Annotated in this window: 20 protein-coding genes; 9 read left to right on the top strand and 11 right to left on the bottom strand. The window is 42.6% G+C overall.

What is annotated here, in order from left to right; translation table 11 throughout:
• Window positions 1-327: 327 nt before the first annotated feature.
• Window positions 328-750 carry a CPBP family intramembrane glutamic endopeptidase gene (locus tag L9Q40_RS21115; RefSeq protein ID WP_498794530.1) on the bottom strand — a complete coding sequence of 141 codons (423 nt, stop codon included), beginning with the start codon at window positions 748-750 and terminating at the stop codon, window positions 328-330.
• Between the two features lie 993 nt (window positions 751-1,743).
• Here L9Q40_RS21115 and L9Q40_RS21110 point away from each other — a divergent pair.
• The 3 genes from L9Q40_RS21110 (at window position 1,744) to L9Q40_RS21100 (ending at window position 6,341) form a co-directional block, all read left to right on the top strand.
• The gene (locus tag L9Q40_RS21110; protein ID WP_498794529.1) at window positions 1,744-4,410 is read left to right on the top strand and encodes a beta-N-acetylhexosaminidase; all 2,667 of its coding nucleotides are present in this window, start codon (window positions 1,744-1,746) and stop codon (window positions 4,408-4,410) included.
• A gap of 88 nt (window positions 4,411-4,498) precedes the next feature.
• Complete coding sequence (locus tag L9Q40_RS21105; RefSeq protein ID WP_498794528.1) at window positions 4,499-5,161, top strand: response regulator transcription factor; 663 nt, start codon at window positions 4,499-4,501, stop codon at window positions 5,159-5,161.
• Window positions 5,162-5,246: 85 nt separating this feature from the next.
• The gene (locus L9Q40_RS21100; RefSeq protein ID WP_498794526.1) at window positions 5,247-6,341 is read left to right on the top strand and encodes a sensor histidine kinase; all 1,095 of its coding nucleotides are present in this window, start codon (window positions 5,247-5,249) and stop codon (window positions 6,339-6,341) included.
• Between the two features lie 93 nt (window positions 6,342-6,434).
• On the opposite strand, the gene L9Q40_RS21095 is transcribed toward L9Q40_RS21100, so the two are convergent.
• The 7 genes from L9Q40_RS21095 to L9Q40_RS21065 all read right to left on the bottom strand — a co-directional run bounded on the left by L9Q40_RS21095 (window position 6,435) and on the right by L9Q40_RS21065 (window position 12,398).
• A complete protein-coding gene (locus L9Q40_RS21095; protein WP_498794524.1) occupies window positions 6,435-6,914 on the bottom strand; it encodes a GNAT family N-acetyltransferase in 480 nt (159 codons plus the stop codon).
• Between the two features lie 75 nt (window positions 6,915-6,989).
• Entirely contained in the window at window positions 6,990-7,265 is a 276-nt protein-coding gene (locus L9Q40_RS21090; protein WP_065299824.1) for a hypothetical protein, read from the bottom strand.
• Between the two features lie 508 nt (window positions 7,266-7,773).
• Window positions 7,774-9,288 carry a CoA-acylating methylmalonate-semialdehyde dehydrogenase gene (locus L9Q40_RS21085; RefSeq protein ID WP_014232078.1) on the bottom strand — a complete coding sequence of 505 codons (1,515 nt, stop codon included), beginning with the start codon at window positions 9,286-9,288 and terminating at the stop codon, window positions 7,774-7,776.
• 826 nt (window positions 9,289-10,114) lie between these two features.
• Entirely contained in the window at window positions 10,115-10,333 is a 219-nt protein-coding gene (locus L9Q40_RS21080) for a hypothetical protein (RefSeq protein ID WP_498794522.1), read from the bottom strand.
• Between the two features lie 10 nt (window positions 10,334-10,343).
• Entirely contained in the window at window positions 10,344-10,508 is a 165-nt protein-coding gene (locus L9Q40_RS21075) for a hypothetical protein (RefSeq protein WP_020336440.1), read from the bottom strand.
• 11 nt (window positions 10,509-10,519) lie between these two features.
• Window positions 10,520-10,684 carry a hypothetical protein gene (locus L9Q40_RS21070; RefSeq protein ID WP_162889686.1) on the bottom strand — a complete coding sequence of 55 codons (165 nt, stop codon included), beginning with the start codon at window positions 10,682-10,684 and terminating at the stop codon, window positions 10,520-10,522.
• A gap of 544 nt (window positions 10,685-11,228) precedes the next feature.
• Window positions 11,229-12,398, bottom strand: a complete 1,170-nt coding sequence (locus L9Q40_RS21065) for an iron-containing alcohol dehydrogenase (protein WP_014232080.1) — start codon at window positions 12,396-12,398, stop codon at window positions 11,229-11,231.
• A 280-nt stretch (window positions 12,399-12,678) separates the two neighbouring features.
• Here L9Q40_RS21065 and L9Q40_RS21060 point away from each other — a divergent pair, with 280 nt between their 5' ends.
• Window positions 12,679-14,058, top strand: coding sequence for a GntP family permease (locus L9Q40_RS21060; RefSeq protein WP_014232081.1), 1,380 nt, complete (start codon window positions 12,679-12,681; stop codon window positions 14,056-14,058).
• Window positions 14,059-14,197: 139 nt separating this feature from the next.
• Here L9Q40_RS21060 and L9Q40_RS21055 read toward each other — a convergent pair whose 3' ends face one another.
• Both L9Q40_RS21055 and iolB read right to left on the bottom strand, forming a co-directional pair.
• Entirely contained in the window at window positions 14,198-14,653 is a 456-nt protein-coding gene (locus L9Q40_RS21055) for a methylglyoxal synthase (protein ID WP_065299827.1), read from the bottom strand.
• A 178-nt stretch (window positions 14,654-14,831) separates the two neighbouring features.
• Complete coding sequence (iolB, locus tag L9Q40_RS21050; RefSeq protein ID WP_014232083.1) at window positions 14,832-15,656, bottom strand: 5-deoxy-glucuronate isomerase; 825 nt, start codon at window positions 15,654-15,656, stop codon at window positions 14,832-14,834.
• A gap of 816 nt (window positions 15,657-16,472) precedes the next feature.
• Between iolB and L9Q40_RS21045 the strand changes: the two genes are divergently transcribed.
• The 3 genes from L9Q40_RS21045 (at window position 16,473) to L9Q40_RS21035 (ending at window position 20,183) form a co-directional block, all read left to right on the top strand.
• Window positions 16,473-17,495 carry a Gfo/Idh/MocA family protein gene (locus tag L9Q40_RS21045; RefSeq protein WP_014232084.1) on the top strand — a complete coding sequence of 341 codons (1,023 nt, stop codon included), beginning with the start codon at window positions 16,473-16,475 and terminating at the stop codon, window positions 17,493-17,495.
• Between the two features lie 157 nt (window positions 17,496-17,652).
• Entirely contained in the window at window positions 17,653-19,128 is a 1,476-nt protein-coding gene (locus L9Q40_RS21040; RefSeq protein ID WP_020336445.1) for a sugar porter family MFS transporter, read from the top strand.
• 149 nt (window positions 19,129-19,277) lie between these two features.
• Window positions 19,278-20,183, top strand: coding sequence for a sugar phosphate isomerase/epimerase family protein (locus L9Q40_RS21035; RefSeq protein ID WP_020336446.1), 906 nt, complete (start codon window positions 19,278-19,280; stop codon window positions 20,181-20,183).
• 66 nt (window positions 20,184-20,249) lie between these two features.
• Here the strand turns inward: L9Q40_RS21035 and L9Q40_RS21030 are convergent, their stop codons facing one another.
• Entirely contained in the window at window positions 20,250-21,266 is a 1,017-nt protein-coding gene (locus L9Q40_RS21030; RefSeq protein ID WP_498794521.1) for a LacI family DNA-binding transcriptional regulator, read from the bottom strand.
• 245 nt (window positions 21,267-21,511) lie between these two features.
• Here L9Q40_RS21030 and L9Q40_RS21025 point away from each other — a divergent pair, with 245 nt between their 5' ends.
• Entirely contained in the window at window positions 21,512-22,450 is a 939-nt protein-coding gene (locus L9Q40_RS21025; RefSeq protein ID WP_118118740.1) for a sugar phosphate isomerase/epimerase family protein, read from the top strand.
• A 337-nt stretch (window positions 22,451-22,787) separates the two neighbouring features.
• Window positions 22,788-24,695 carry a bifunctional 5-dehydro-2-deoxygluconokinase/5-dehydro-2-deoxyphosphogluconate aldolase gene (locus L9Q40_RS21020; protein WP_498794520.1) on the top strand — a complete coding sequence of 636 codons (1,908 nt, stop codon included), beginning with the start codon at window positions 22,788-22,790 and terminating at the stop codon, window positions 24,693-24,695.
• The last annotated feature ends 180 nt before the right edge of the window (window positions 24,696-24,875 follow it).

Below are 24,875 nucleotides of genomic sequence, written 5' to 3'. Positions count from 1 at the left end.
CTTATGTCTATTGATGCTTTGTTAAGGTGTGAAGCACGTAATATGGTATTTTATATTTTGCTAATATAACCAAAATTCAAAGGGTGAATATGGAGCAAGCACCGAATCTGCTTCCTCCGATTGAGTGTCGTATTAACCTCCGATGTGGCAGGCAAATCCCATAGATTCAACTTTGCGTTTTAATTGCTCGATTTTTTCATCAGGGTTTGATGCCGTATTTTCCATTGGGTAAATACGCCCCATAAGCAATCACACACTATGTTGGTATCTTAAATTTACACTTCGTCAGATCATGTGAAAAATATTGTATTAATACATATTCACAACTTACATGCCTGAACCCATCAGCTTTTCTGGGTAAAATGAATAAGACAAAGATGCGTTCCAAAAAGCATGAAGTAAAATAGTGACCAATGTGGCCCAACAATGCCCATATTTAACTCGGAAGTATTCGTAAGTAACTGCAAACGCCACTCCCAGACCTAACGCATTTACCGCGTTTGCAATATTATTAGTCAGGTGAGTTAGAGAAAATAAAAAGCTCGCAATGAGTATAGATAAAAACAGACTGCTTGTGATTTTACGAGAAATATTTTGAATAATGACTTGGAAAATAATTGTCTCAATAACAGGAGCTAATACAACCAATGAAAAATAATCAATGCCACCCCACACTTCGGCGTATGAATAAATAGAACTTAAATCAATATCAAAATAATGGTCAATTGCAGTAGAAACAGATAGCAGCATATTATGCGTCAAACTAGACCAAGTACACATTAGCGCGTATACAATAAAGATAAACTTAGCATTGGAGAAGTCATAAATTTTCATCAACTTCTAATCATAAAACAGAAAGTACTTCATAACTCCCCAGATAAAGTATCAATATACCAATTAAAAACATAAACTTGAGTTAACATCAACTACGACTCACTTTTTGTTTTTTCTTTTTCATATCGTGCCTCTTGAATGACCCATGAGCACCAAAATGAAAAGGGTAGAACTAAAAGAATGACTACCATCTCGAGTGATTGTTCGATAATAAAGTCTATCATTGACACTTCATCGCTATTTATAGAATGCACGATAAAACGAATAGCGAAGACGACGAATAAAATAGAGATGCTATTAAATAATACATATTGGAGGAAACCTTTGGTCCGCGTTCTTGACCAATGCTCAAACTGTGATTTATTCATTTCTAACCATCTTTAGCAACCTGAAATCACATGCTAGTAAGTTGTTAGAAAATCACTACTACAAAATTCCAAATATTCGACCGGATTAAAAAAGTGATAACTCCGAATAACAACAGATGATTTAAATCATAAAACCAAATGTTTATTTTTAATTACATAATCATTTCGTAAATGGAAACATTTGAAGTCCGTCGCATTCCCCACAGCCTGTGATAAATCATCCATAAAGGACGGACTTTTTGACATTCCCACCACCTTGATCACCTTAGTCTTATTTGCCGGTGAGCACGTATGCGCTGACAGCATCGACTGAACATTTGTTGATCAGGCGATGGAATTTAAAAGGATGCGATCAGGTTATGGGTTGCTAAGAAACTATGCTCTTGTTTGCCCTTACTTTTTATATGACCATACAGGCATATTGTTTATCAATATCTAAAGAATGGTATTGAGCAAGCGGATGGTTTTTGAACGCGCGAATAGTGACTCCGATTTGGTGGTTATTAAATAATAAGGTTATACGACGTTTAAGGTATTCCACATGAATGTAAATATTAGTGCCGTTGCGACTGCAATTTCACTGTCTCTTTTGGCAGGTAATGCTTATTCTTCAGAACAAAATCAACAAAAGACAGAAGTAATACAATCGGTAGTCGATACTGTCGCATCTTCGCTTGAAGTTCACATCGCATCAATTGAGCATCAGCCAGCTGATACCAAGGCGAAATGTCCCGGAGGATATTGCTATCGCGCTGAGATCACCCTGACAAATAAAGGCAAAAAAGAGATTGGTGGAGACTGGGAAATCTACTTCTCCAACCTTCGCCGTATTTTGGATACAAAATCAGATTTATTCGAAATTACGCACGTGAATGGCGATCTTCATCGAATCGTACCAACCAGCAAATTTAAAAGCCTGAAACCAGGTGATTCCGTCGCTATTCAGTTTGACGCCGAGCACTGGAAAATCGTCGATTCTGACTACATGCCTCGCTACTACGTGGCAGCACAAGGGGCTGAAGCTCGAGTTATTCCAAACACCATTCCGCAGGAAGGAGACGGCCTAGCCGACTTGTCCGGTTACCTGGATTTGATCAGTACCGCACCGGAAGACGCCAATATGTGGCAACGTTACCCAGAAGACAGCAGTATCATGGCAACCGCTGGAACACGATATGAAAGAAATCTTGCGGTAAAAGATCTCGGCTTATCATCTGTCTCTGCCAAAATCATCCCTTCCCCTATCGATATAAAGGTGCATAACAGCAGTGTTAACATCAGCTCCGGGCTAAATTTGAAAATAGAAGAAGATAGCCTGACGGCAGACCAGCTAGAAGCGCTCGTACACCGCTTCAACCAGCTTGGCGTCACCCCGAATAAAGGGATTCCCGTTGTAATTTCTGTCGACCCTAAACACAAGGCATTTAAAGGAAAGACTAAGCAGGAAGCTTATACCCTGAAGGTGACACCAAAAGAAGTCCGGGTCGTTGGGGCTGATCCAGCAGGTGCATTTTATGGTGTTCAGTCATTAGCAGCGCTCGTCACAGTCGGCAGCCCGACTATTCCTGAAATCACTATTGATTACGATGCACCACGATTTGAACATCGAGGTATGCATTTGGACGTGGCTCGCAATTTCAAATCAAAGGCTGAGATCAAGAAAGTACTCGATCAAATGGCCGCATACAAAATGAATAAATTTCACTTCCATCTCGCAGACGATGAAGGTTGGCGTTTGGAGATTCCCGGCTTGCCAGAGCTCACCGAGGTTGGCGCACAACGTTGCCATGATTTGAGCGAACGTCAGTGCCTGTTACCACAAGTTGGCTCAGGTCCGGATGACTCCACATCTGGCTCTGGCTACTACAGCGTTGACGATTATGCGGAGATCTTAGCCTTTGCTTCAGCACGTAATATTCAGGTTATCCCGTCTATGGATATGCCCGGCCATGCTCGAGCAGCAGTAAAATCAATGGAAGCGCGCTATCACAAATATGCAGAACTTGGAGATATGGCTGCTGCTGAAATGTACCTACTTACTGACAGGCATGACGGCTCGGAGTATTTCTCGGTTCAAAACTACACTGACAATACGATTAACCCTTGTATGGAATCGAGCTTTGTCTTCATGGACAAAGTCATTTCAGAGATTGCTAAACAACATAAAAACGCGGGTCAACCTCTGGTGGACTATCATATCGGCGCTGATGAAACCCACGGCGCTTGGGTTGATTCCCCGGTATGTCGAGCACTGTTTGTCGATCCGACCAATAATATCGATAACGTGGCCGACCTTGGTGGATATTTCATTGAACGGATCAGCCATATCCTGGAAGCCAAACAACTAAACCTCGCCGCATGGAATGACGGATTAAAACATGGCAGTTATATGGATCCAACCAAGCTTGCTGGTGACGCTTCAGCCTATACCTGGTCAGCCCTATTCTGGGGTGGTGCGAATGAAGCCCACTCCCTCGTCAATGCGGGTTATAACGTTATCTTGTCATTGCCTGAGGTCACCTACTTTGACCACCCATACGAAGCCGACCCAAGAGAACCGGGGAACTATTGGGCAGGACGTTATACCGATACGCAAAAAGTCTTTAATTTTATGCCGGAGAACTTACCAGCCAATGCTGAGACCATGACGGACAGAGACAATAACCCATTCGAAATCCCTGCCAGCACTGTAGCCCTTAAGGATGGAAAGCGCTTTAAAGGCATGCAAGGCCACGTATGGACAGAAATGGTTCGTACTGATGAACAGTTGGATCACCGTGTTTTCCCTCGCATTTTAGGCATTGCAGAACGAGCATGGTCAAAAGCGGACTGGGAACTAGAGTACGATGCTAAAAAAGCGTATCGAACCAACACATCAGGGTATAAAGGCACCGACCATATGGGTAAACGAATAGTAAACCGTGATAACGACTGGACCGAATTTGCCAATACTCTGGGTTATAAAGAGTTTGCGAAGTTGGATGCGGCTGGTGTGGCCTATCGCCTTCCGGTACCTGGAGCGAAAATCGACAACAACGGAAAGCTGTCGATTAATAACGCCTTCCCTGGTGTTACCGTTCAATACTCGGTCAATGGCACAAACTGGCAAAACTACGATCATTCAAACAAACCAACAGTGAAAGCTGGTGTGAAGATACGCTCGATAGCCAGCACAGGTCGTGCAGGTCGGGAGACTGTCGTTAACTAACCTATAGTTGGCTAACTGTGGCTACCTGATGGTTAACCCCTCAGGTAGCCTTTTTCCATGCACATCATTTGATTTTCGGAGGAGATGGATGCGTGTATTGATCGTCGAAGACAGTATTCAAATCGCGGCGAATATTGGTGAATACCTTGAAATAATGGGTCACTCGGTAGATTTTTCTTACACAGGACAAGCAGCTCTCGAGTTATTATCCGAGAACCAATTCGACGTGATGATCTTGGATATTATGATGCCTGGCTTAGATGGGCTGTCTACGTGCAGGAAAATACGGGAGCAAGGTCGTGAACACCTGCCTATTTTGTTTCTCACCGCTTGCGATACGTTGGAAGATAAACTGGCTGGTTTCGCAGCAGGTGGCGATGATTACTTAGTCAAACCATTTGCTATGCAGGAGTTACTGGCAAGGCTCGAGGCGCTCACATTAAGATCCAAAGGTGGCAGAAGTCACGAGATCACTTTTTCCGGTTTAACCCTTTCCACCGAAACAGAACAAGCTTTCTTTCAAAACAACCGATTAAAGCTGGACCCATTGTTGTTCAAACTATTAAAAACCCTACTGCTGTCCGCTCCTCGTATCGTACATAAACAAGATCTTGAATACGAACTTTGGCATGGTGAGACCATCGATAGTAGTGTTCTGAGAACACATATTTATCGGCTGAGAAAGGTACTGCCTGAAGGATTGCTGGAAACCGTACGAGGAAAGGGCTATCGCCTCAATGAGATTAACTAGTCAATATTTTCAAAAACGGCTTTATAACCGAGTTTTCGCTTTGATTATGGGGCTGGTCTTATTATTAACCCTTAGCCTTTTACTAATGGCTTGGATTAACGCGCAACTGCACACAGACAGCCTGGTCAATCAAAAGTTGAATCAGCAAATGCGCTTCTTATTAGATGATTCCATCAAAAAAGGTCGCCTGGTCAAAGTTAATTCTCCGATGTTTTCCAGCTTTGTGGGGTCGGATAAAGGCTTACCACTTTATTTGTCAGGCTTAACAGAACAAGGGGTATTCGAAATTGAACACCCGAAAGTGCACGTGCAAGTAGTCAGTTCTCCATTTTCCGATGGCTTGCTTTATCTGCTCTATTTCCCTGAGAAAGATCTAGAGAGAAGCCTTTATCAGAGTAGGCTCAAATACTATGTTGTTATCGGTGTAATGGCGTTAATGGGCATAGGACTCATTGCCAGTCTTTACATCACCCGGATTATTGTTAAGCCCATCACCACTCTGCAGAAAAATATTGAATGTGCCAGCCCTGATTCACCTCCTGCTGTATTGGATAGGCAAGATGAGCTAGGTCAGTTGAGTCGGAGTTTTACTAACGCATTTCAGCGAATACGAGCATTCGTCGAGCGAGAGCACAACTTTACCCGGTTTGCCAGCCATGAGCTCAGAACGCCAGTCACTATTATACAGGGGGCATTGGAAGTCATCGCCTACTCACCGGATCTTGCTAAAGCGCAGCCAGCGTTGAGTAGAATTGAAAGTGCAAATAAAGATATGCAGGCATTAATTCACACTTTTCTTTCTATTAGCCGAGAGTCCAAAACCGAGCAGGTAGAATTGTTGTCGTTGCAAGAAAGTCTGGACTACTGCTTACAACAGTTAAGAACAGACAAGGCTGACATACTGTCGGTTCAATACAGTCTCAATTCAAAATCGGTGAATAAAATACTGGCCCATGTCGTGATACAAAATGTGTTAAGAAATGCCTTTAGTTATAGCGCCAATAGTGTGGCAATAGAATTAAAGTACGATCGACTGGTGGTTTCGAATGACATCGACCCCGACTGCCACTCTGGCTATGGCCACGGCATCGATATTATCAATGCTATATGCGAAAAAGCCGATTGGTTGGCTTTCTATCGGTGTCACAACAATAGGTTTAGCTGGCTAATCTATTTTTGATAGTGGTGAAGTAGACATTCCCCCTAACCCATTAAACCGTAGATAGGATTGCTATTTTAAACCCATGCCTTGGGCGTCACCCTCAAATGCGTGTTATATCCAAAGCGATTTGTTTAGCACCCATTTTTCGAGTTCTTCGTTATCATCATCAACCACCATGCCTGTAAACACGAAATTATTAGCATTGACAACATTCCGTGAAGCCAGATTCGTTGACGAAATCAAAGCAACTACGTTTTCAACGGTGCCAGAGCCGAACGCTAAATTGCAAAGTTGGTTAACGGCAGACTTTGCCAACCCACGACCTTGTTGTTGTAGCGCAACATTGTATCCAATTTCCACCTCACCAGCGTTGGGAGCATCTTTAAAGCCGCAAAAACCAACGACATGATCTTGGGATAACATCATGTAAGGTAATGACCATATATCAGCCATCGCGTTTTGAGCGTGTTGAACTGAACGATTGAGAACATGCTTTGGTGGGATAGAACCGTTACAAAACTCAATGTCTATAGCCGATGTACCAGCGATCAATTGATGAAGTTGTTTTTTATTTATCTGCTGAAGTTCCATTATCTACTCTTGAGAAAATGCCTCTGATGTATCTAAAAATGAGCGCTGCCAGAAACCACCTCAAATCGACGCTATTCATAGCGATGAGAATAAATAAGCTCCCACACCGAGTGGAATAAGCGTAATAACGCACAAAGCAGCACTTCCAATTTTATCAAAAAGTGAAGTAAGACTCTGAACTTTAATCGCCTTACGCAGCCTGATTAAAGATATTACTGAACCACAAAACCATACTGCAGTGAACATTATGATGTGACGATCGCTACCTTGGAGCCATACATTCTTTAGCGCAATGAAAAACACACCATGCATCAGCAAGGTGATTACAATAACAATTCTTGCCACTTTCATATCCCCAGCCAAAGCTTAACCCCACATTAAGAAAGGATTTATAGCACCAAAATATCTGCAAATCACGTTATTATAATCTATTGAATCTGGCACATTGGATAGAATAGACAACTGACACCCTGTGTGAACCCATCCTATGTCAAAGTATTGTTACTTTTAACATTAATAGCAGAACTTATCATGTATTGGGAAGCCCAAGCGGCCATATAAGCAAATAAAATCAAGCAGCGTTGATACGTTGCTCATTCCAAGGTTGGACAATAGAGTATGCGGTCATAGCGGGATGAGATACAAAATTGCTTAGTGCAGTAACAGGCATAGGTTTGGGTTTAGGCAACGGGAGATTAACCAGCCTTTATAGTGAATCTACAAACCCTGGAAATATTCTTAATGGCATAAAAAAAGCTGGCGATTCGCCAGCAAAAAGAAAAAAAAGGTAGCGCGCTCTGCCACGCGCTAACCCATCCGGGCCCCTACCATGCCCTACCAAAACGGATAAAAGGTTTGATTAGCCTAATGTTGGCATATTAAATGAGCTTGAGTGTTGCTCTAGGCGAACATCACTTGCAGGCCAGCGGCTAGATACTGTTTTCATTCTTGTGTAGAAACGAACACCGTCATTACCGTGCACATTTAATGGACCGAAAACAGAACGTTTCCAACCACCAAAGCTGTGGAATGCCATTGGTACTGGGATTGGGATGTTGATACCTACCATACCAGCCTGGACATTTTCACTAAACTGACGTGCCGTTTCACCATCACGAGTGAATATTGCCGTACCATTGCCATATTCATGACGGTTAACCAGTTGGATAGCCGTTTCAAAGTCCGGAACACGAACAATCGCAAGCACAGGGCCAAAGATCTCTTCTTTATAGATAGTCATCTCTGGTGACACATTGTCGAACAACGTTGGACCCACAAAGTATCCATTTTCAAAACCATCGACGCTCAAAGAGCGACCATCGATAAGCAGATCAGCCCCCTGCTCTACACCTGAGTCGATGTAACCAATGATTTTCTCTTTGTGAATTTGAGAAATCACCGGCCCCATATCATTCTCTTTACCTTCGACAATGCCAGGGCCAATGGTCATTTTGTCAACGCCGGTACGCAGTTTATCGATAAGGTGATCCGCTGTTTCGTCACCAACGACTACTGCCACTGAAAGAGCCATACAACGCTCACCAGCCGCACCAAATGCTGCACCGATAATTGCATTCGTTGCCATATCCAAATCTGCATCTGGCATTAAGATACAGTGGTTTTTAGCGCCGCCTAAAGCCTGACAACGTTTACCATGTGCTGATGCCGTTGAGTAAATGTACTCAGCAATTGGTGTTGAGCCAACAAAGCTAACCGCTTGAACACGTGGATCCGTTAGTAGTACATCTACCGACTCTTTATCGCCATTCACTACATTAAACACGCCGTCAGGAAGACCCGCTTCAGAAAGTAGCTCAGCCAGAATCAAAGAAGTTGTTGGATCCTTTTCTGACGGTTTTAGAACGAATGTGTTACCAGTCGCAAGTGCAATAGGGAACATCCACATTGAAACCATCGCAGGAAAGTTAAACGGAGTAATGCCCGCACAAACGCCTAGTGGTTGCATCAGTGAATGGCTATCAACACCAGTACCCACGTTAGCTGAATGCTCACCTTTTTGAAGATGAGGAATGCCGCAAGCAAACTCAACCACTTCCAGGCCTCGAGTTAGCTCGCCCATTGCATCTGAGTAAACCTTTCCGTGCTCAGTAGAAATCGTTTTGGCAAGCTTGTCCATATTAGCTTCCATTAACTCTTTGAACTTAAATAGGATTCGAGCACGTTTTAATGGCGACATTTTCGACCATGCAGGAAATGCCTTAGCAGCAGATTCAATTGCCAGTTCCGTTTCACTCTTTGAGCTAAGAACGACTTGGCGAATTTGTTCACCAGTAGCTGGGTTAAAAACTGGAGCAAATTTGCCGCTTTGGCTTTCCTGAATGCTTCCACCGATATAGTTATGAATAGTCTCCATGACCAACTCCTATTTTAGACTGACTGAGCGACTTGTTTCGCGTTGTACTTATGGCTATTTCTGTTTTAAAAAGCGGTTTCTAACGTCAAATTGAGCTTCGTTTATTGATGTCAGGTTTGCTTTTCCTTATCGAACGAAACCATTCTATGAAATTAATTTTTCATTTTCAATATATATGAAAAATTTAATTTACACTTTTGAAACGCCAGATCACAAAAAGAAACATACGTCAGCTAGAAACAGAGTAAGTCCTTTACAACTAGGTTGGTTTCTCTAAGGGAGTGAAGGGTAATATTTAAGGACCACGAAAAGTATTTTGAAATAAGGACACTTTTTAGGTGTGCTGAAACGCTGTACTCGTCGAATCTGTACACTGAAGTCAGAGCGTTTAATTCAATGTGAGTGGTTGGTGTTCGCTACAATGACTGACAGCAGGAACGTCCTTGATTAAATTGGAAATGAACAGACTCTGGCGAGTCGTGTTTTGGGAGAGATACGTTATGATTCTTCTCGCAGTACATCCAGTATTTCATAGTGGACTGTGCCACTATTCTGCCCTGCTGCTTCTATCTGGTGGTAATTTAAGTTCATCATCAACACTAACATTGGCGTTTTAGTTCACCTGACTGTTGTGCTGTCCTTTGGTCATAGTGCCACCAGCTTTGAGACTCGCCTTAACACCCTAGTCGGGTAGACTACTCAACTTTCCACTATTCCCGCGAAGTATTACTGCCTATTTATCTATTAAACTACTGACAGCATACGAGGTAAGCTTTTTATATACCTCTAAATTAAAAATCATTTAATCAGCTGTTTTTATTAACTTTTATCCATGTAACACTGTAAATGATGTCACCAGAAGTAGCAGTAAATACAACTCACTACCGTTACTCTTGGTCAACATCGGTATGTTGTTTTGTACAAATTCATTAAAAAGAAACGCTAAAGACTTTTGGTCCGCTTTCATCTTAATGCTATTGGTTTCTGGGTTTTCCTCCGCGTCTTTTACCATGTAGTACGCGTTGTAAGCGACTGCTCCGTACATATCATTCTCCTCATAAAATTTGGGTTGCTTGTGGTTCAGGTACTGCTTTTTTGAAAAAAGCCATAAATGAAAAACGCTTTTTCTCTGTCTTCACCGCTTCGACTTCTGAGACAGCTTGATTCTCGCGCGCGTCTTTAACCATGTAGTAAGTGTTGTATGCGATTGCTCCGTACATATCGTTATTCCTTATACAGTTTGAGTTGTTTGTGGTTCTAGTACTGCTTTGTTGAAAAGTGCTTTAAATGAAAAACGCTTTTTCTCTTTCTTCACGGCTTCGACTTCTGAAGCGACTTGATTCTCGCGAGCGTCTTTAACCATGTGGTAAGTGTTATATGCGATAGCTGCGTACATAATTTATTCTCCAAATGTTTGTAAGTTTCCTACATCAACGAGAGTAAATATAGATCCATCTCACACAAAATGCAATAGATATTTTAAATTTACAGGTAAATAAAATAAACATTTCCACACCAAAACATAATCAATTGAATTTATTGGACAATTCAATTTAAAGCCTGCCGAAGCTATGTTTCATGGCGTTCAGGACAACGAAAACAAAGCACTTTTTCAGCTAAAGAATGCCAGGCCGTGTAAGCGCACAGCCAAAAATTAAGCCGAAATGCCTTCTTGTAAGAAAAATACATTACGTAATTGGGCGAGCTTGAAATGAAAAGTTTGTTTATAAGTGGGCAAAATTGCAGGAAAGCACCATCTCTCAACGAGTAAAGAGAAGTAATACTGAGTGGCAAAGCAGTGAGTGTAAGTTAGGCAAGAGTAAGCAGGCTTAGGGTGATAGACGCGCTCTTCAGCTGCTGGAAAGCAATTTGGAAGAGCGCGCTACATGATTTGAAATCGTGTGGCTTAGTCGGTAATCGATTGTCGACTTCGGACTATTCTATTCGCCTTCATTCCAAACCGTTTTGTAAAGCTCGATAGTTTCTTCTAAAGAAGGAACGCGAGGGTTATTACCTGGTGACCCAGAATCTAGTGCTTGTTGCGCCATGGTCGATAGAAGCTCAAAGAAACGCTCTTTATCAATACCATATTGAGACGGCGTAGGAACGGATAGCTCTGTATTTAGTGCACGCAGTTCATTGACTAACTTCTTACATGCAATTGCATTGGTGTCAGACATAGAAGCAACACCAATAGCGCGAGCACACTCTGCGTAACGTTGTTCAGCGCTTGGAATGGAAAACTCGGTGATAGCAGGTAGCAACATTGCATTTGATAAGCCATGAGGAACATGAAAAAACGCACCAATCGGTCGGCTCATGCCATGCACTAATGCCACTGATGCATTAGAGAATGCCACTCCAGCCAACGTCGCACCAAACATCATATCAGAGCGCGCGGCTTCATCTTTTGGATTGTGATAAGCCTGACGAATACTCTTACCAATTTTTTCCATCGCGATCAGAGCTTGAGTATCTGAGAATTGGTTCGCTTTTTGACTAACATACGCTTCAATAGCATGAGTCAGCGCATCCAGGCCACAGTCAGCAGTGACGCGTGGAGGAAGTGACATAGTTAGTTCGTAGTCCACCAGCGCAGCGATAGGCATAAATCCAAGGCCAGAACACAACATTTTTTCGTCATGTAGATCGTCTGTAATCACCGTGAAGCGAGTGACCTCAGAGCCGGTTCCGGCAGTAGTAGGAATGGCAATGATCGGAAGCCCGGCTTCGCTAACATCACGAGGGAATTTGTAATCTCTTACTTGCCCACCAAATTTACCAACAATTGAGATTGCTTTGGCACTGTCGATTGGACTTCCTCCACCAATAGCAATAATGGAGTCAAATCCTCCTTCACGTACCATTTGTACACCTGCCTCGATTGAGCTTACTGTTGGCTCTGGAATCGTATCAGAAAATACGGAAGCCTCGATGCCCTGGGCAATTAGCGCCTCTTGAACTTTTGCTACATAACCTAGTTGAACCATCATCTTATCGGTGACAATTAACGGTCGAGATGCACCTACGCTTGCCATTACATCCGCAGCCTGAAGTGATGCCCCTTTGCCTACATGCATAATCCTTGGTAATACGATTCTTGCGCTCATTCTATTTCCTTAATCATTACATTGGTCGTGAATTCTAAGAGTAGATGAAATACTTGCTCTTAAACGTACCATTCGAAACAAACTTATTGAAATGAATTTTTCATTTTATGTGAAGAATGAACAATCCAAATACGCCTTATCTAGTGTTTTACTGTCTTTGATCAATATATCGGATGATTTACCTACATGAACTCAATCTTTCACTTTATTTAATATAAAATGAATGTTTCAATTTACCCACATTTTGGAAATAACATTTGATTACATATTGGAGATTACCGTGGACGTTGGAATATTGGGCATATTGCTGTCGTTAGTTTTGTTGATGTACCTCGCGTACCGAGGCATGTCAGTCATTTGGTTAGCACCTATTTTGGCATTAGTTGCTGCTCTGTTTTCTGCCGGAACGTACATGATGGCCAGTTATACAGAAGTCTTCATGTTAAGCGCAGCAAACTATGTAAAACTCTATTTTCCGGCCTTTTTGCTTGGTGCGATTTTTGGCAAAGTGATGGATGACTCTGGCGCTGCAAAGTCAATCGCTAAAGTCATAGTGAATAAGGTTGGGAGCAATAATGCGATCTTAGCCGTGGTGCTCGCCGTATCGGTGTTGACCTACGGCGGTGTATCGATGTTTGTGGTGGTATTTGCAGTCTACCCTATTGCCGCTCAAATATTTAAAGACAGCAATGTGCCTAAACGTCTGATTCCAGGAACGATTGCGCTAGGCTCCTTCACATTTACCATGACCGCTTTACCAGGGTCACCACAAATCCAAAATACCATCGCGATGCCTTTTTTCGGTACCACGGCATACGCTGCGCCAGCGCTTGGATTAGTTGGTGCCGGTGCCATGTTTGGCTTGGGCATGCTTTGGCTTAAACGCCGTGAAGCTATTGCTCGAACAAACGGAGAAGGTTATGGCATTCACGATGAGTCGGAATGTGACGATAGCGAAGAGAATAACAACATTCCTTCAGCGACCATTGCCTTTATCCCGATCGTTATCGTGCTGGTTTTAAACTTTCTGATCGTGACTTTCTATTTCCCAAGTGTCGATACCAGTTACCTTGCCAACTACGATACTACGCTGCAAAAAGTCAATGGCATGTGGAGCCTTATCATCGCGCTAACCACCGCCATTATCGTCGCACTCTTATTGTTTAAGAAATACATGAAGGACATACGCTTTTCTCTTAACGAAGGCGGTGAAAGCTCCATCATGCCGATCATGAATACCGCCGCCGCTGTCGGGTTTGGTAACGTGATCAAATCGCTCTCCTCCTTTGAATTAGTTAAAGAAGGGATACTTTCGATACCAGGAACCCCACTTTTATCCTTTGCGATGTCGACAAGTTTACTTGCAGGTATTACAGGGTCAGCCTCAGGAGGCCTGAGTATAGCGTTGGATGCACTTGGCCAGGTTTATATTCAAAAAGCACTGGAGTTAGGGATTAGTCTTGAGTCTTTACACCGTATTGCAGCGATAGCATGCGGCGGATTAGATTCACTCCCTCATAATGGCGCGGTGATTACACTGCTTGGGATTTGTGGCATGACTCACCGCGATTCGTACAAAGATATTTTTGTCTGTACGCTGGCGATTCCTGTCGTTGCGACTGGTGTTGTTTTAATTTTCGCGTCCATGGGCGTGGTGTAAATCTACTCTCACTATCAGTATCGATAGAATTCTTGAGTCCTTCATATACCTAAAAGCAGAGTATTCTTACTCTGCTTTTTTGTTTCCATTTCATTCATTTCCTATAACCGATGTTCTTATTCAGGGTTTGAGGAAAAGGCTAGGTCCGGTTACTCAAATATTTTTCATAATCAGGAATTTCGATTTCCACCTCTCCCGACATACACTCAGATGCAAACAAAAAATCCGCCGTCGCTTGATTTGTGGCAACAGGAATATTCCACACACTGGCAATACGAAGTAACGCCTTAACATCAGGGTCATGTGGCACCGAGTTTAGCGGGTCCCAAAAGAAGATCAGCATATCCAGACTCCCTTGAGATATGAGACTTCCAATTTGCTGATCGCCGCCCATTGGACCGCTAATCATGCTAATAATGGTTAAATCGGTATTCTTCTGGATCATATGCCCCGTAGTACCAGTGGCATAAAGTGTGTGAGGTTTCAGTTGATCTTGTTTTGCGCCAACCCACTTCAGGAGTTGAGCCTTACAGTTATCATGCGCAACTAACGCGATATGTTTACTCGCAGGTATGATTCGAGTTGTCGTATCCATAACAGTCTTCTTCTAAAAGTAAAAGGGAGTACTGAGCAGGTGTTCACTCAGCCATCGTTGGTGGGTATTTTCATTATCGATAAGAGCAAAGAAGCCATGAAAATCATGGCTTCTGGGGCGGATTTATTCTTCGTGATTCAGTTGGAGCCGAGACAAAATCGCCCTGCTCTATCGCAGATTAATCATGTTTTGCCGCATACTCTGGGCCATTAACCCAGTTATGGTCTTCTTCCCAAGTAAATAACCACTTACGTGAAGGGCCGGCCATAACATTGAGGTAATAGCTATCGTATCCCGCAATCGTCGCAACAGGGTGATACCCTTTCGGTGCCTTCACAACATCTTTGTTATAAGCAGCCATACACTCGTCTAATGAGCGGTCATCGGTATAAACACGTTGTAGAACGAAGCCTTGCTCTGGGTTTAGTCGGTGGTAATACGTTTCTTCCAGGTACGTCTCATTAGGCTCGTTTGCCGTGTCGTGTTTGTGGCTCGGGAAGGAACTTGTGCAGCCTTCATCAGTGTAAACCTCCACAACCAGCAATGTGTCTGCTTCGGCATAGTCAGGAAGAATGTTGTGAACATAGCGTTTGTTGTTACCAACGCCTCTCGCTTCAGCATCGATATTTTCTGGTGCAATCAATCGAGTAGGATAAGTGCCTTTACTTGGAGAGGTACATACTGCCAGCTCAATATCTGTCAATGCCTTCACTTCACAGTTATCACTTGGTGTCACATAAACTGCATAAGGTTTTTTGCGCTCGAATGGACACATGCGATCACCAATATTCTCGTATGTTGCCGAATCCGTCACCACAGTTGCCTTACCAGCAACCAATACCAGGCAAGTCTCTACTTCTGAAGCTGGCAGAGAAAGGCTTTCACCTGCTTTTAACTCATAAGCTTTAAATCCAACATATCCCCAATCAGCATTTTCTGGGGTAATGTTTTGAGTACAACCGTCAGATGGAGACGCTTGATATTTCGATAGTAGATTAGACATTCAACTGTTCCTTATGCGTATTAATGTGCACTTCCCAAATGGGCTTTACATTTCAATTTAACTCATAATATGAAATGAAGATTTCAAAAACAATGATAAAGATCGGCTAATGCCCTTATGTAGAGTCTTCTTTAAGATTTTTCCCTTCACAACTGAACATAGATCACAAAATGATGCCCAGCCGCTATTAACACATTTTATGAAATGAAATTTTCACATCGAAAGATAACTTGAAGGCAACCAGGTGACTGATAACACTTAGCTTCTGGTCGTCGTCTGAACCATCGTACCTGTATAATGTAGGCCAACCATGGGTAGGTATAAATAAATAGCGTCCCATATACGCCGTATTTAGAATCAATAAAAATATTCTCGCTGCTATAAATTCACTGCGAAAACCCGTCATGTCCAGAAAACAAGCCTTATTGCGCAACTGAGTGACTATTTGCGAGGCCACACAATCAGAATTTTCTTACTCTCCTTTCAGCTTAAGATCACATTTTGAACAAGCGGTTTATTGAAGAGAATACCCTTACCCCATTACTCTGTTTAGGTGCGGCAGACACCGTTATATCTAGCTATACGCTCTACTTTTAAGTCAGCGATTTAATGAAATAGAACGTTCACTTTAAATAAAAAGCAAAATAAATATTCCATTTTAAGTTCTACTTCACATTTGCTTGGCAACGCGAATGCTATATTAGCCTCCAGATTATCGGTAAATGAGTAAGTTACTTACTAATTCAATAATCAAAGTCTGAATGGTGAAACAAAAAAATCACTATCCGCACAAAAACATAATTAAGGATGAATATCATGTCTTTAAACATTACTGATCTAAAAGTAGGTGTAATTGGTGTTGGTGCTATCGGTAAAGAGCACATCAAACGTGTGAACTATCTCACTGGTGCTCATGTGACCGCAGTATTTGACGTGAATAATGACCAAGTACGCTCATGGCTGACTCAAGAAAATATTGAAGCGGAAGTTTTTGATAATGGTGTTGACCTAATCAATTCCGATATGGTCGATGCAATTGTTGTCGCATCTTGGGGTCCAACTCACGAAGAGTTCGTACTAGCAGCAATCGAAGCTGGTAAATACGTAATGTGTGAAAAGCCATTAGCAGTAACGGAAGAAGGCTGTCGCCGTATCATTGATGCTGAAATGGCTTGCGGTAAGCGCCTTGTTCAGGTTGGCTTCATGCGTCGTTACGACAAATCATACCGCCAGCTCAAATCCGTACTTGATCAAAAGATCATTGGTGAGCCATTAACGCTAAATGCCTGGCACCATGCACCAGAAGCACCAGGGTTTAGTGGTGACATGGCGATTACTGACTCATTCGTTCATGAAGCAGACGTTCTTCGCTGGCTATTGGATGAAGACTACGCGACAGCACAGGTTATTCTTCCTCGTAAAACTCAAATCTCTTCTGAGCCAGAGTTACAAGATCCACACATCATGATTCTAAGTACTAAATCTGGTGTTCATATCTCGGTTCAGAGCTTCGTATTCTGTCAGTATGGCTACGATATTCAATGTCAGATTACCGGTGAGAAAGGTGTTGCTGCCCTTCCTGATCCTGCGACAACTGTGATTCGTACCAACGCGACACTACAACAAGAAATTTTTGTAGATTGGAAAGACCGCTTCTTTGACGCCTTCGACGTTGAATTCCAAGAATGGATTGATGGCGCTCGTGCTGGCCAATTAACAGGCCCAACGTCATGGGACGGCTACTGCGTATCTGTAACGATCGATGCTTGTGTGAAAGCAAAATACTCTGGTGGCATTGAGAAAATCGAACTTCCAGAAAAACCTGAATTCTACAACTAATTAATGATTTATAAATCATTAGGTTACAAATTCAAAATCTAAACAATTTATATCGAGTAATACCTACAGTGTATACGGGTGCAGGGATTTGCACCCGGTTGCAACAAAGCAGTTCTGTTGCCCTACACAGAAAAATAAAATTCATTTAGGAGGATTCATGTCCACTAATAATCAAACTGTAGATACAAGTTATAATTTACGTTATATCCTCGTCATCTGTGCTGTTGCAGCACTGGGTGGCCTGCTACTAGGTTATGACACCGCAGTAATTTCTGGTGCAATTACCCCAATTGCGACCTACTTTGAACTAAGTTCTATCGGCGTCGGTTGGGCTGTATCAAACGTTGCCATTGGTTGTATTATCGGTGCGTTCTTATCCGGTAAGGTCGCTGATAAATACGGCCGTAAAAAGGCCCTCATTTTATCCGCCATTTTATTTACTATTTCAGCGATTGGTGCAGCCCTTGTTGACACGTTCTTCTGGTTTATCGTTTATCGCATGATTGGCGGATTAGCGGTTGGTATTGCCTCTTCGGTATCACCGATGTACATGTCAGAAGTCTCACCGAAGAAAATCCGTGGTCGTGCGTTAAGTTCGCAAAACTTTGCCATCGTATTCGGTCAAGTAGTTATCTTCGTTGTTAACTTCTTAATTGCTCAAGGTATGACTCACGAATGGCTGGTTGATGTAGGCTGGCGTATCATGATTGGTTCTGAAGCTATCCCATGTGCGTTGTTTGTTCTTGCATCATTCTTCATCCCTGAGTCGCCTCGTTGGTTAGTGCTGGTAGGACGCGAAAAAGAAGCGCTAGAAGTCACTGGTAAAATCTTCAACCCTGCTTATGCGCCTACGGTTATTAACGCGATTCATAACTCTATCCACGAAGAAGCAGAAAACAAAGCGCAAGTTGAAAAGCTTCAAGTTCACAAACAACGTCGCTTTTGGGTTTTCGTTTTCATCGCAACCATGATTGTTATCTTCCAACAAGCAAGTGGTGTAAACGTAATGATGTACTTCGCACCAGTTGTACTTGAAAAAGTAACAGGTAACAGCCAGGTCGCGCTCTTCTTGACTATTTGGGTCGGTGTGATTCAGCTAGTGGGTACCTTAATCGGTTCTCTGCTCATGGACAAAGTTGGTCGCAAACCACTGCTAAAAATTGGTTCATTGGGTGCCACGTTCGGCCTGCTGTTGACGTCTTACTTCATTTACCAATCTGCAGGTTTGCAAGGTGAAGCCGCTATCCAAATGGGTTACTGGACACTGTTTGGCATGATGGTATTCATGATTTGCTTTGCGTTCTCATGGAGCTTAGGTGCATGGATTGTCGTATCTGAAATCTTCCCTAACCGCTACCGTGGTTTAGGTATGTCATTTGCTATCGGTGGCCTTTGGGTAACTAACTTCCTGATTGGGCTAATCTTCCCGGTAATGAATGACAGCCCGCTTCTCAATGAGATGTTCCGTGGCGCATTCCCGATGTGGGTATTTGCTTTCTTCATGATTGTTTCTTATTTCTTCGTAAATCGCTACCTACCAGAAACCAATGGTGTAGCACTAGAAAGAATGGAAGAGCATGTTATGACTAACTGGAACGGCCAACAGACCAAAAAAGTAGACGTACCTGCTTAATAGGACCAATAAACCCACTGCCAATTTGTCGCTCATACTTAGGAATGTATCGATGAGAGACAAATTGCCAGTCTAACTAATAACGACTTAATAATTACACGTGAAATCAATAATAGGTTGATTGATATACACTTTATTTGGAGGTTTTTATGAAAATCGCATTCGACGTTGATGTACTAGCAAAACAAATGAGTATCCCGGATATGGTGCACAAAGTTGCTGACTGGGGTTACAAGTATATCGAGCAATCGCCTCATCCACGTATCAACCCGTTCTACAAGCACCCACTATTTTCTCGTGAGTGTGAAAGAGAATACAAAACTGCCCTACGTCAGGCTGGCGTTGAACTCTCTTCTTTTATCGTTGTTTATCGTTGGTCAGGCCCAACTGAAGAACAACGTAAACATGCAGTAGCAAACTGGAAAAAAATCGTAGAAATCGCTGTTAACATGGGTGTAGAAGTAATCAACACAGAACTTTCGGGCGATCCAAACCAACAAGAAATCTGTAACGGAATGTGGTTCCGCTCTATGGATGAATTACTACCTCTATTTGAAAGAGAAGGCATTCGTGTCGAAGTGCAATCGCATCCATGGGATTTCTGTGAACTGAATAATGAAACGTGTGACCTGGTTAAGTCCTACCGTTCGGACAATCTAAAGTACGTATACTCTGCGCCTCACGGTTTCTTCTATGATCAAGGTAAAGGTGACGTTCGCTCAATGTTAGAGTATGCAGGTGACGATCTTTCTCATGTATTGTTTGCGGATACCTTCAACCAAACATTGGATTGTCGTTATATCGCTAACCCACCTTGGTTGAACAATCAAGGTCGCAGTGATGTAGCTATCCACCAGCACTTAGCGATGGGTGAAGGCGATGTAGATTTCGATACTATGTTCTCAACACTAAGAGATATGGATTTTGCGAATAAGAAATTCGCAGTCGGTGGTGATTCAATTGCTTGTGTCTCTTATTTTGGATTCCCAGAAAAGATGGACGTGCAAGCTCCAGCGGCAAGAGAGCGTTTAGAAAGAGAATTCTTACTTCGATAATATAATAGTTCTAACTATTATCCAGGTACGGGGCAATATTATCTGTCCCGTACCATTAAAACATTATTATTGTCGATTTATTAAATGTGATTGACGTGTAATTAGCGTTCCAGGCATAAGTATTTTGTTGCTACTATTAACATCAGAATTAAGTAGTTCAACAGATTTACTAACCAAAGGTATGAGTTCCTGCCTGAATGTCGTGAGGCTATATTTAGGAGATGATGCTAGATCTATATCGTCAAATCCTACAATAGCAATAGTGTTATCAATTTTGTGATGATGTAATGCATCCAAAGCACCAATGGCTAAAATATCATTTTCACAAAAAATAGCGTCAACTCTCTGATTAACATCGGTTGTTTTTATGTAGTCAGAAAGGCAATTAAATGCGAGGTCTCTGGCATAGTGTTTGATATTAAATCTGTGCTCGAGTGGTATATCACACTCAGAAAGTCGACTGTTAAAACCTTGAAAGCGTAACAGCCCTGTTGATTTTTGTTCTGGGCCAGACATGTAAGCCATTCTTTTATAACCTAATTGCATGAAAAGACTGGCAACTTGCTGACCCGCCGTTATACCATCAGTACTGACAGAGTGAACGTTTGGCATATCACAATGACGATACAGAGAAATGAGAGGAATATGCTCAATGTTTTTTTCAACGATTTCTTGAGGTAAGTCGGTGCCAAGAAATATGATGCCGTCGACTTGCAACTGACCTGCTAACGTAAGGGCATTCTTATAGTCTTTTTTAGAATGAATATTGAGAACTATCGGAATTAACCCCTTATTTTGTAGTTTTGATGTGAGTTCATCAAAAACAGTCAAAACAACCGGAGATCCTAACTCTGAAATAAGTATAGCGACCATATTTGTTTTATTTTTTGCTAGGCTTCTTGCAAGTAAGTTAGGCTTATAGCCAAGTTCTTCAGCGGCTTTTAGCACTTTATTTAAACTAGACTCAGAAATTGAAGAACCCTGAGTAAATGCTCGGGAAACAGTCCATTTTGATACACCTGCAAGTTTTGCCACATCACGAGCAGTGATATTTTTTGTGACTTTGTCTTTATTTTCTTTCATCGGCTCAACAATTATATTGACAGTTTATTTTTATAGGATTTAAATTGATTTTAAAATAATCATGACTCTGTGACTATATAAAATCACGAAATAATACAAAGTGTCATTAATCGCACCGTTGATCAATCTTTTTGGTCAACAAATGCGAAACTAACCAACTTTGCACCCGGTTGCAAAAAGGTGCTAAGAGATTTATCCAGTTTTTGAATCAAAAGTAAACAATTTAGAATATCGAGGTTAATACTATGCAACTAGCAATTTGTACTGATGTATACGCAGATCTTTCATTCACAGACATGTTAGATAAAGTAAAGTCAATGGGTATTGACGCTGTAGAAATGACAGCCGGTGGCTGGGGTGCGCGTAAGCATGTGAACACTCAAGAGCTTCTGGGCGATGAAACCAAACTTCAGGAGTTCCAAGCTGAGCTAGAAAAACGTGGTATGCGTATTTCTGCTTTGAATACATCTTGTAACCCGCTTTGGCCATCAGAAACGGGCGAGCAATACGCGAAGAGCATGTACGAGTGTGCAACATTAGCTGGCAAACTTGGCGTGAAAAAAATTGTTGCTATGGCTGGTTTGCCTGCTGGTTCTCCTGAAGACAGAACACCAAACTGGATCACATCGACAGTATCTTGGCCTGATTTCATGGCACCAGCTTACGAGTACCAATGGGAAGTCACTATCAAGTTTTGGTCTGAATATGTCGATCACTGCAAGAAGTGCGGCGTAGAACAAATCGCGATCGAAGAGTTTCCTGGCACTATGGTTTGGAGTGCGTCAACGCTGCTTAAACTGCGTAACGCGGTTGACCCAATGATCGGTATCAACCTTGACCCATCTCACATGATCATTCTTGGTGCGGACCCGATTGCCGCAGCTCGCGCTCTAAAAGGCTGTATCTACCACGTGCACGGCAAAGATGCTCGTATCGAACGTGGTCTAGCTGACATTGATGGCCTGTTAGAGCCACGCCCAGTTGAAGACAGTGCAGACCGTACCTGGAACTACGTTGCAGTAGGTTGTGGTCAAGATCTTCAGTGGTGGAAAGAGTTTTTCTCTGTGTGTCATATGATGGGCTACAACGGTGATGTATCACTAGAGATGGAAGACCTGACCATGACAGTGGATGCTGGTGTTGAAACCTCTATCGACGCTTTGAAAGCAACAATCAGCCAGTAATCGCTATTCTTGTTTAGGTGCTAATCTATCTTGAAGCCCAACAAACAAGCTGAATGAAATTACATCGAATGGAGTAGCTCATACGAGTTGCTCCATTTTTGCGTAAGAGGGTTTCGAGCACTCATTTGGTCCCCTTCCCTAGCTGGCAGAAAGTAGTGAACCAATCTCTACTCCAACCTATTTGTACGATATGAAATAAAAATTTCATCATATAACTTGTGAATTCAACACCCATCACACAATAGGAGTTTAATTTCACTTACAATTGGTAATGAAATAAAAATTCCACAAATTTAAAGCAGTTCGTTTGTTAACGCGTTACCGTGAGAGGCTCAAAGTGAAAACTGAAAAGAAATTAGACCTGATTTGTATGGGACGAATCGCTGTTGACCTTTACGGCCAACAAGTCGGCTCTCGCTTAGAAGATATGGGCACATTCGCCAAGTATCTCGGTGGGTCTTCCGGTAACGTTGCTTATGGAACTGCCGTTCAAGGCCTTAAATCTTCAATGCTTGCCCGCGTTGGCGATGAACATATGGGACGTTTCTTACGTGAAGAACTGGAAAAAGTGGGTTGCGACACCAGCCACCTTATTACCGATAAAGAACGTCTTACTGGCCTAGTCATTTTAGGCATCAAAGACGAAGATACCTTTCCACTGATCTTTTACCGTGAAAACTGCGCTGACATGGCAATCAGCAAAGAGGACTTTACAGAAGAGTACATCGCATCAGCGCGCTGTCTCGCTATCACTGGTACGCACTTATCAAACCCAAAAACGCGCGACGCTGTTTTAACTGCACTTGAATATGCCCGCCGTAACAGAGTTAAAACCGCGCTTGATATTGATTATCGTCCTGTGCTGTGGGGACTGACTTCTCTGGGCGACGGCGAAACCCGTTTTATCGCATCAGATAAAGTGACCGAAGAACTGCAAGACGTTTTGGGGTTATTCGATGTAATTGTCGGAACAGAAGAAGAGTTCCATATTTGTGGCGGCTCAACAGATACCGTTGAAGCACTCAAAGCCGTACGTAAGGTTTCTGGCGCAGAATTGGTTTGTAAACGCGGTGCTCTTGGTTGTTCTGTCTACACGGATTCAATCCCAGAAACTCTGGATGAAGGCATTACTGTACACGGTGTGCGTGTGGATGTGTTGAACGTGCTTGGCGCTGGTGACGCATTCATGTCTGGTCTTCTTCGTGGCTATCTCAACGGTGAAGGATGGGAAAAAGCGTGTACTTATGCCAACGCTTGTGGCGCACTGGTGGTATCTCGTCATGGCTGTGCTCCCGCAATGCCAACCAAAGTCGAGTTAGACAACTACTTAACTCGCGCTAACGATGTTAAGCGCCCTGATTTAGATCCTCAGCTTAACCACTTGCACCGAGTAACGACACGTAAAACAGGGGCATGGGACGAATTATGTATATTAGCGTTCGATCATCGCAGCCAATTGGTCGATATGGCGAAAGAAGTCGGTGCAGATGTTGGAAAAATTCCAGCGCTGAAAAAGCTCATTCTCGAAGCGAGTCGTCAGGTAAGTAAAGAAGCCGGTTTAAAAGGTCAATCAGGACTCCTTTGTGATAGCACCTTCGGTCAGGATGTGCTTAATGACGTAACGGGTGACAATTGGTGGATCGGTCGTCCAATCGAAATGCCTGGCTCTCGCCCTCTAGAGTTCGAACACGGCAACATTGGCTCTCAACTGATCGACTGGCCTTTAGAGCATGTGGTGAAATGCCTGGTGTTCTACAGCCCGGAAGATGATGAAAGCATGCGCACTCTGCAAGAGAATAAAATAGCGGAAGCGTACCACGCCTGTCTTAAGTCTGGGCATGAACTGCTACTCGAAGTCATCCTGCCTGACGGCGTAATGAAAGAAGATCGTTTATACATTGAAGCTGTAAGCCGCTTCTACTCTTTGGGCATTAAGCCAGATTGGTGGAAGTTACCAGCGCTTGAAAGCGATTCATGGAATACGATGAACAGCTTAATCATCGAACAAGACCCATATTGTCGTGGTGTGGTGATTCTCGGTCTGGATGCCCCTGTAGAAGAGCTTAAAAAAGGCTTTGACCAAACAACTGGCCACGACTTAGTTAAAGGTTTTATGGTTGGCCGAACTATATTTGGTGAACCATCTAAAGAATGGTTGTCTGGGAATATTAATGACCAAGCGTTTATAAACAAAATAAAATCAAATTACCTAGAAATAATCCACCTTTGGAAGAATAGAGGATAATATTCCTGAAGATGATGTGCCCTAATATTGCACATCATCTTATCCAAACAGCTAGAGCGAAAAAGAATTGAACAAGTAAATGGGAAAACAGGTGTGCAACTCAGACTACTCAGCACGAGGCACGCCTGAACTTTTACAATCTTAAGTCATTGTTATTATGATATTTAATGTGCAAACCCT

This window comes from Allocatenococcus thiocycli (assembly GCF_921292965.1).
GTDB classification, from domain to species: Bacteria; Pseudomonadota; Gammaproteobacteria; order Enterobacterales; family Vibrionaceae; genus Vibrio; species Vibrio natriegens.
This window is presented reverse-complemented; position numbering and strand designations above follow the sequence as displayed.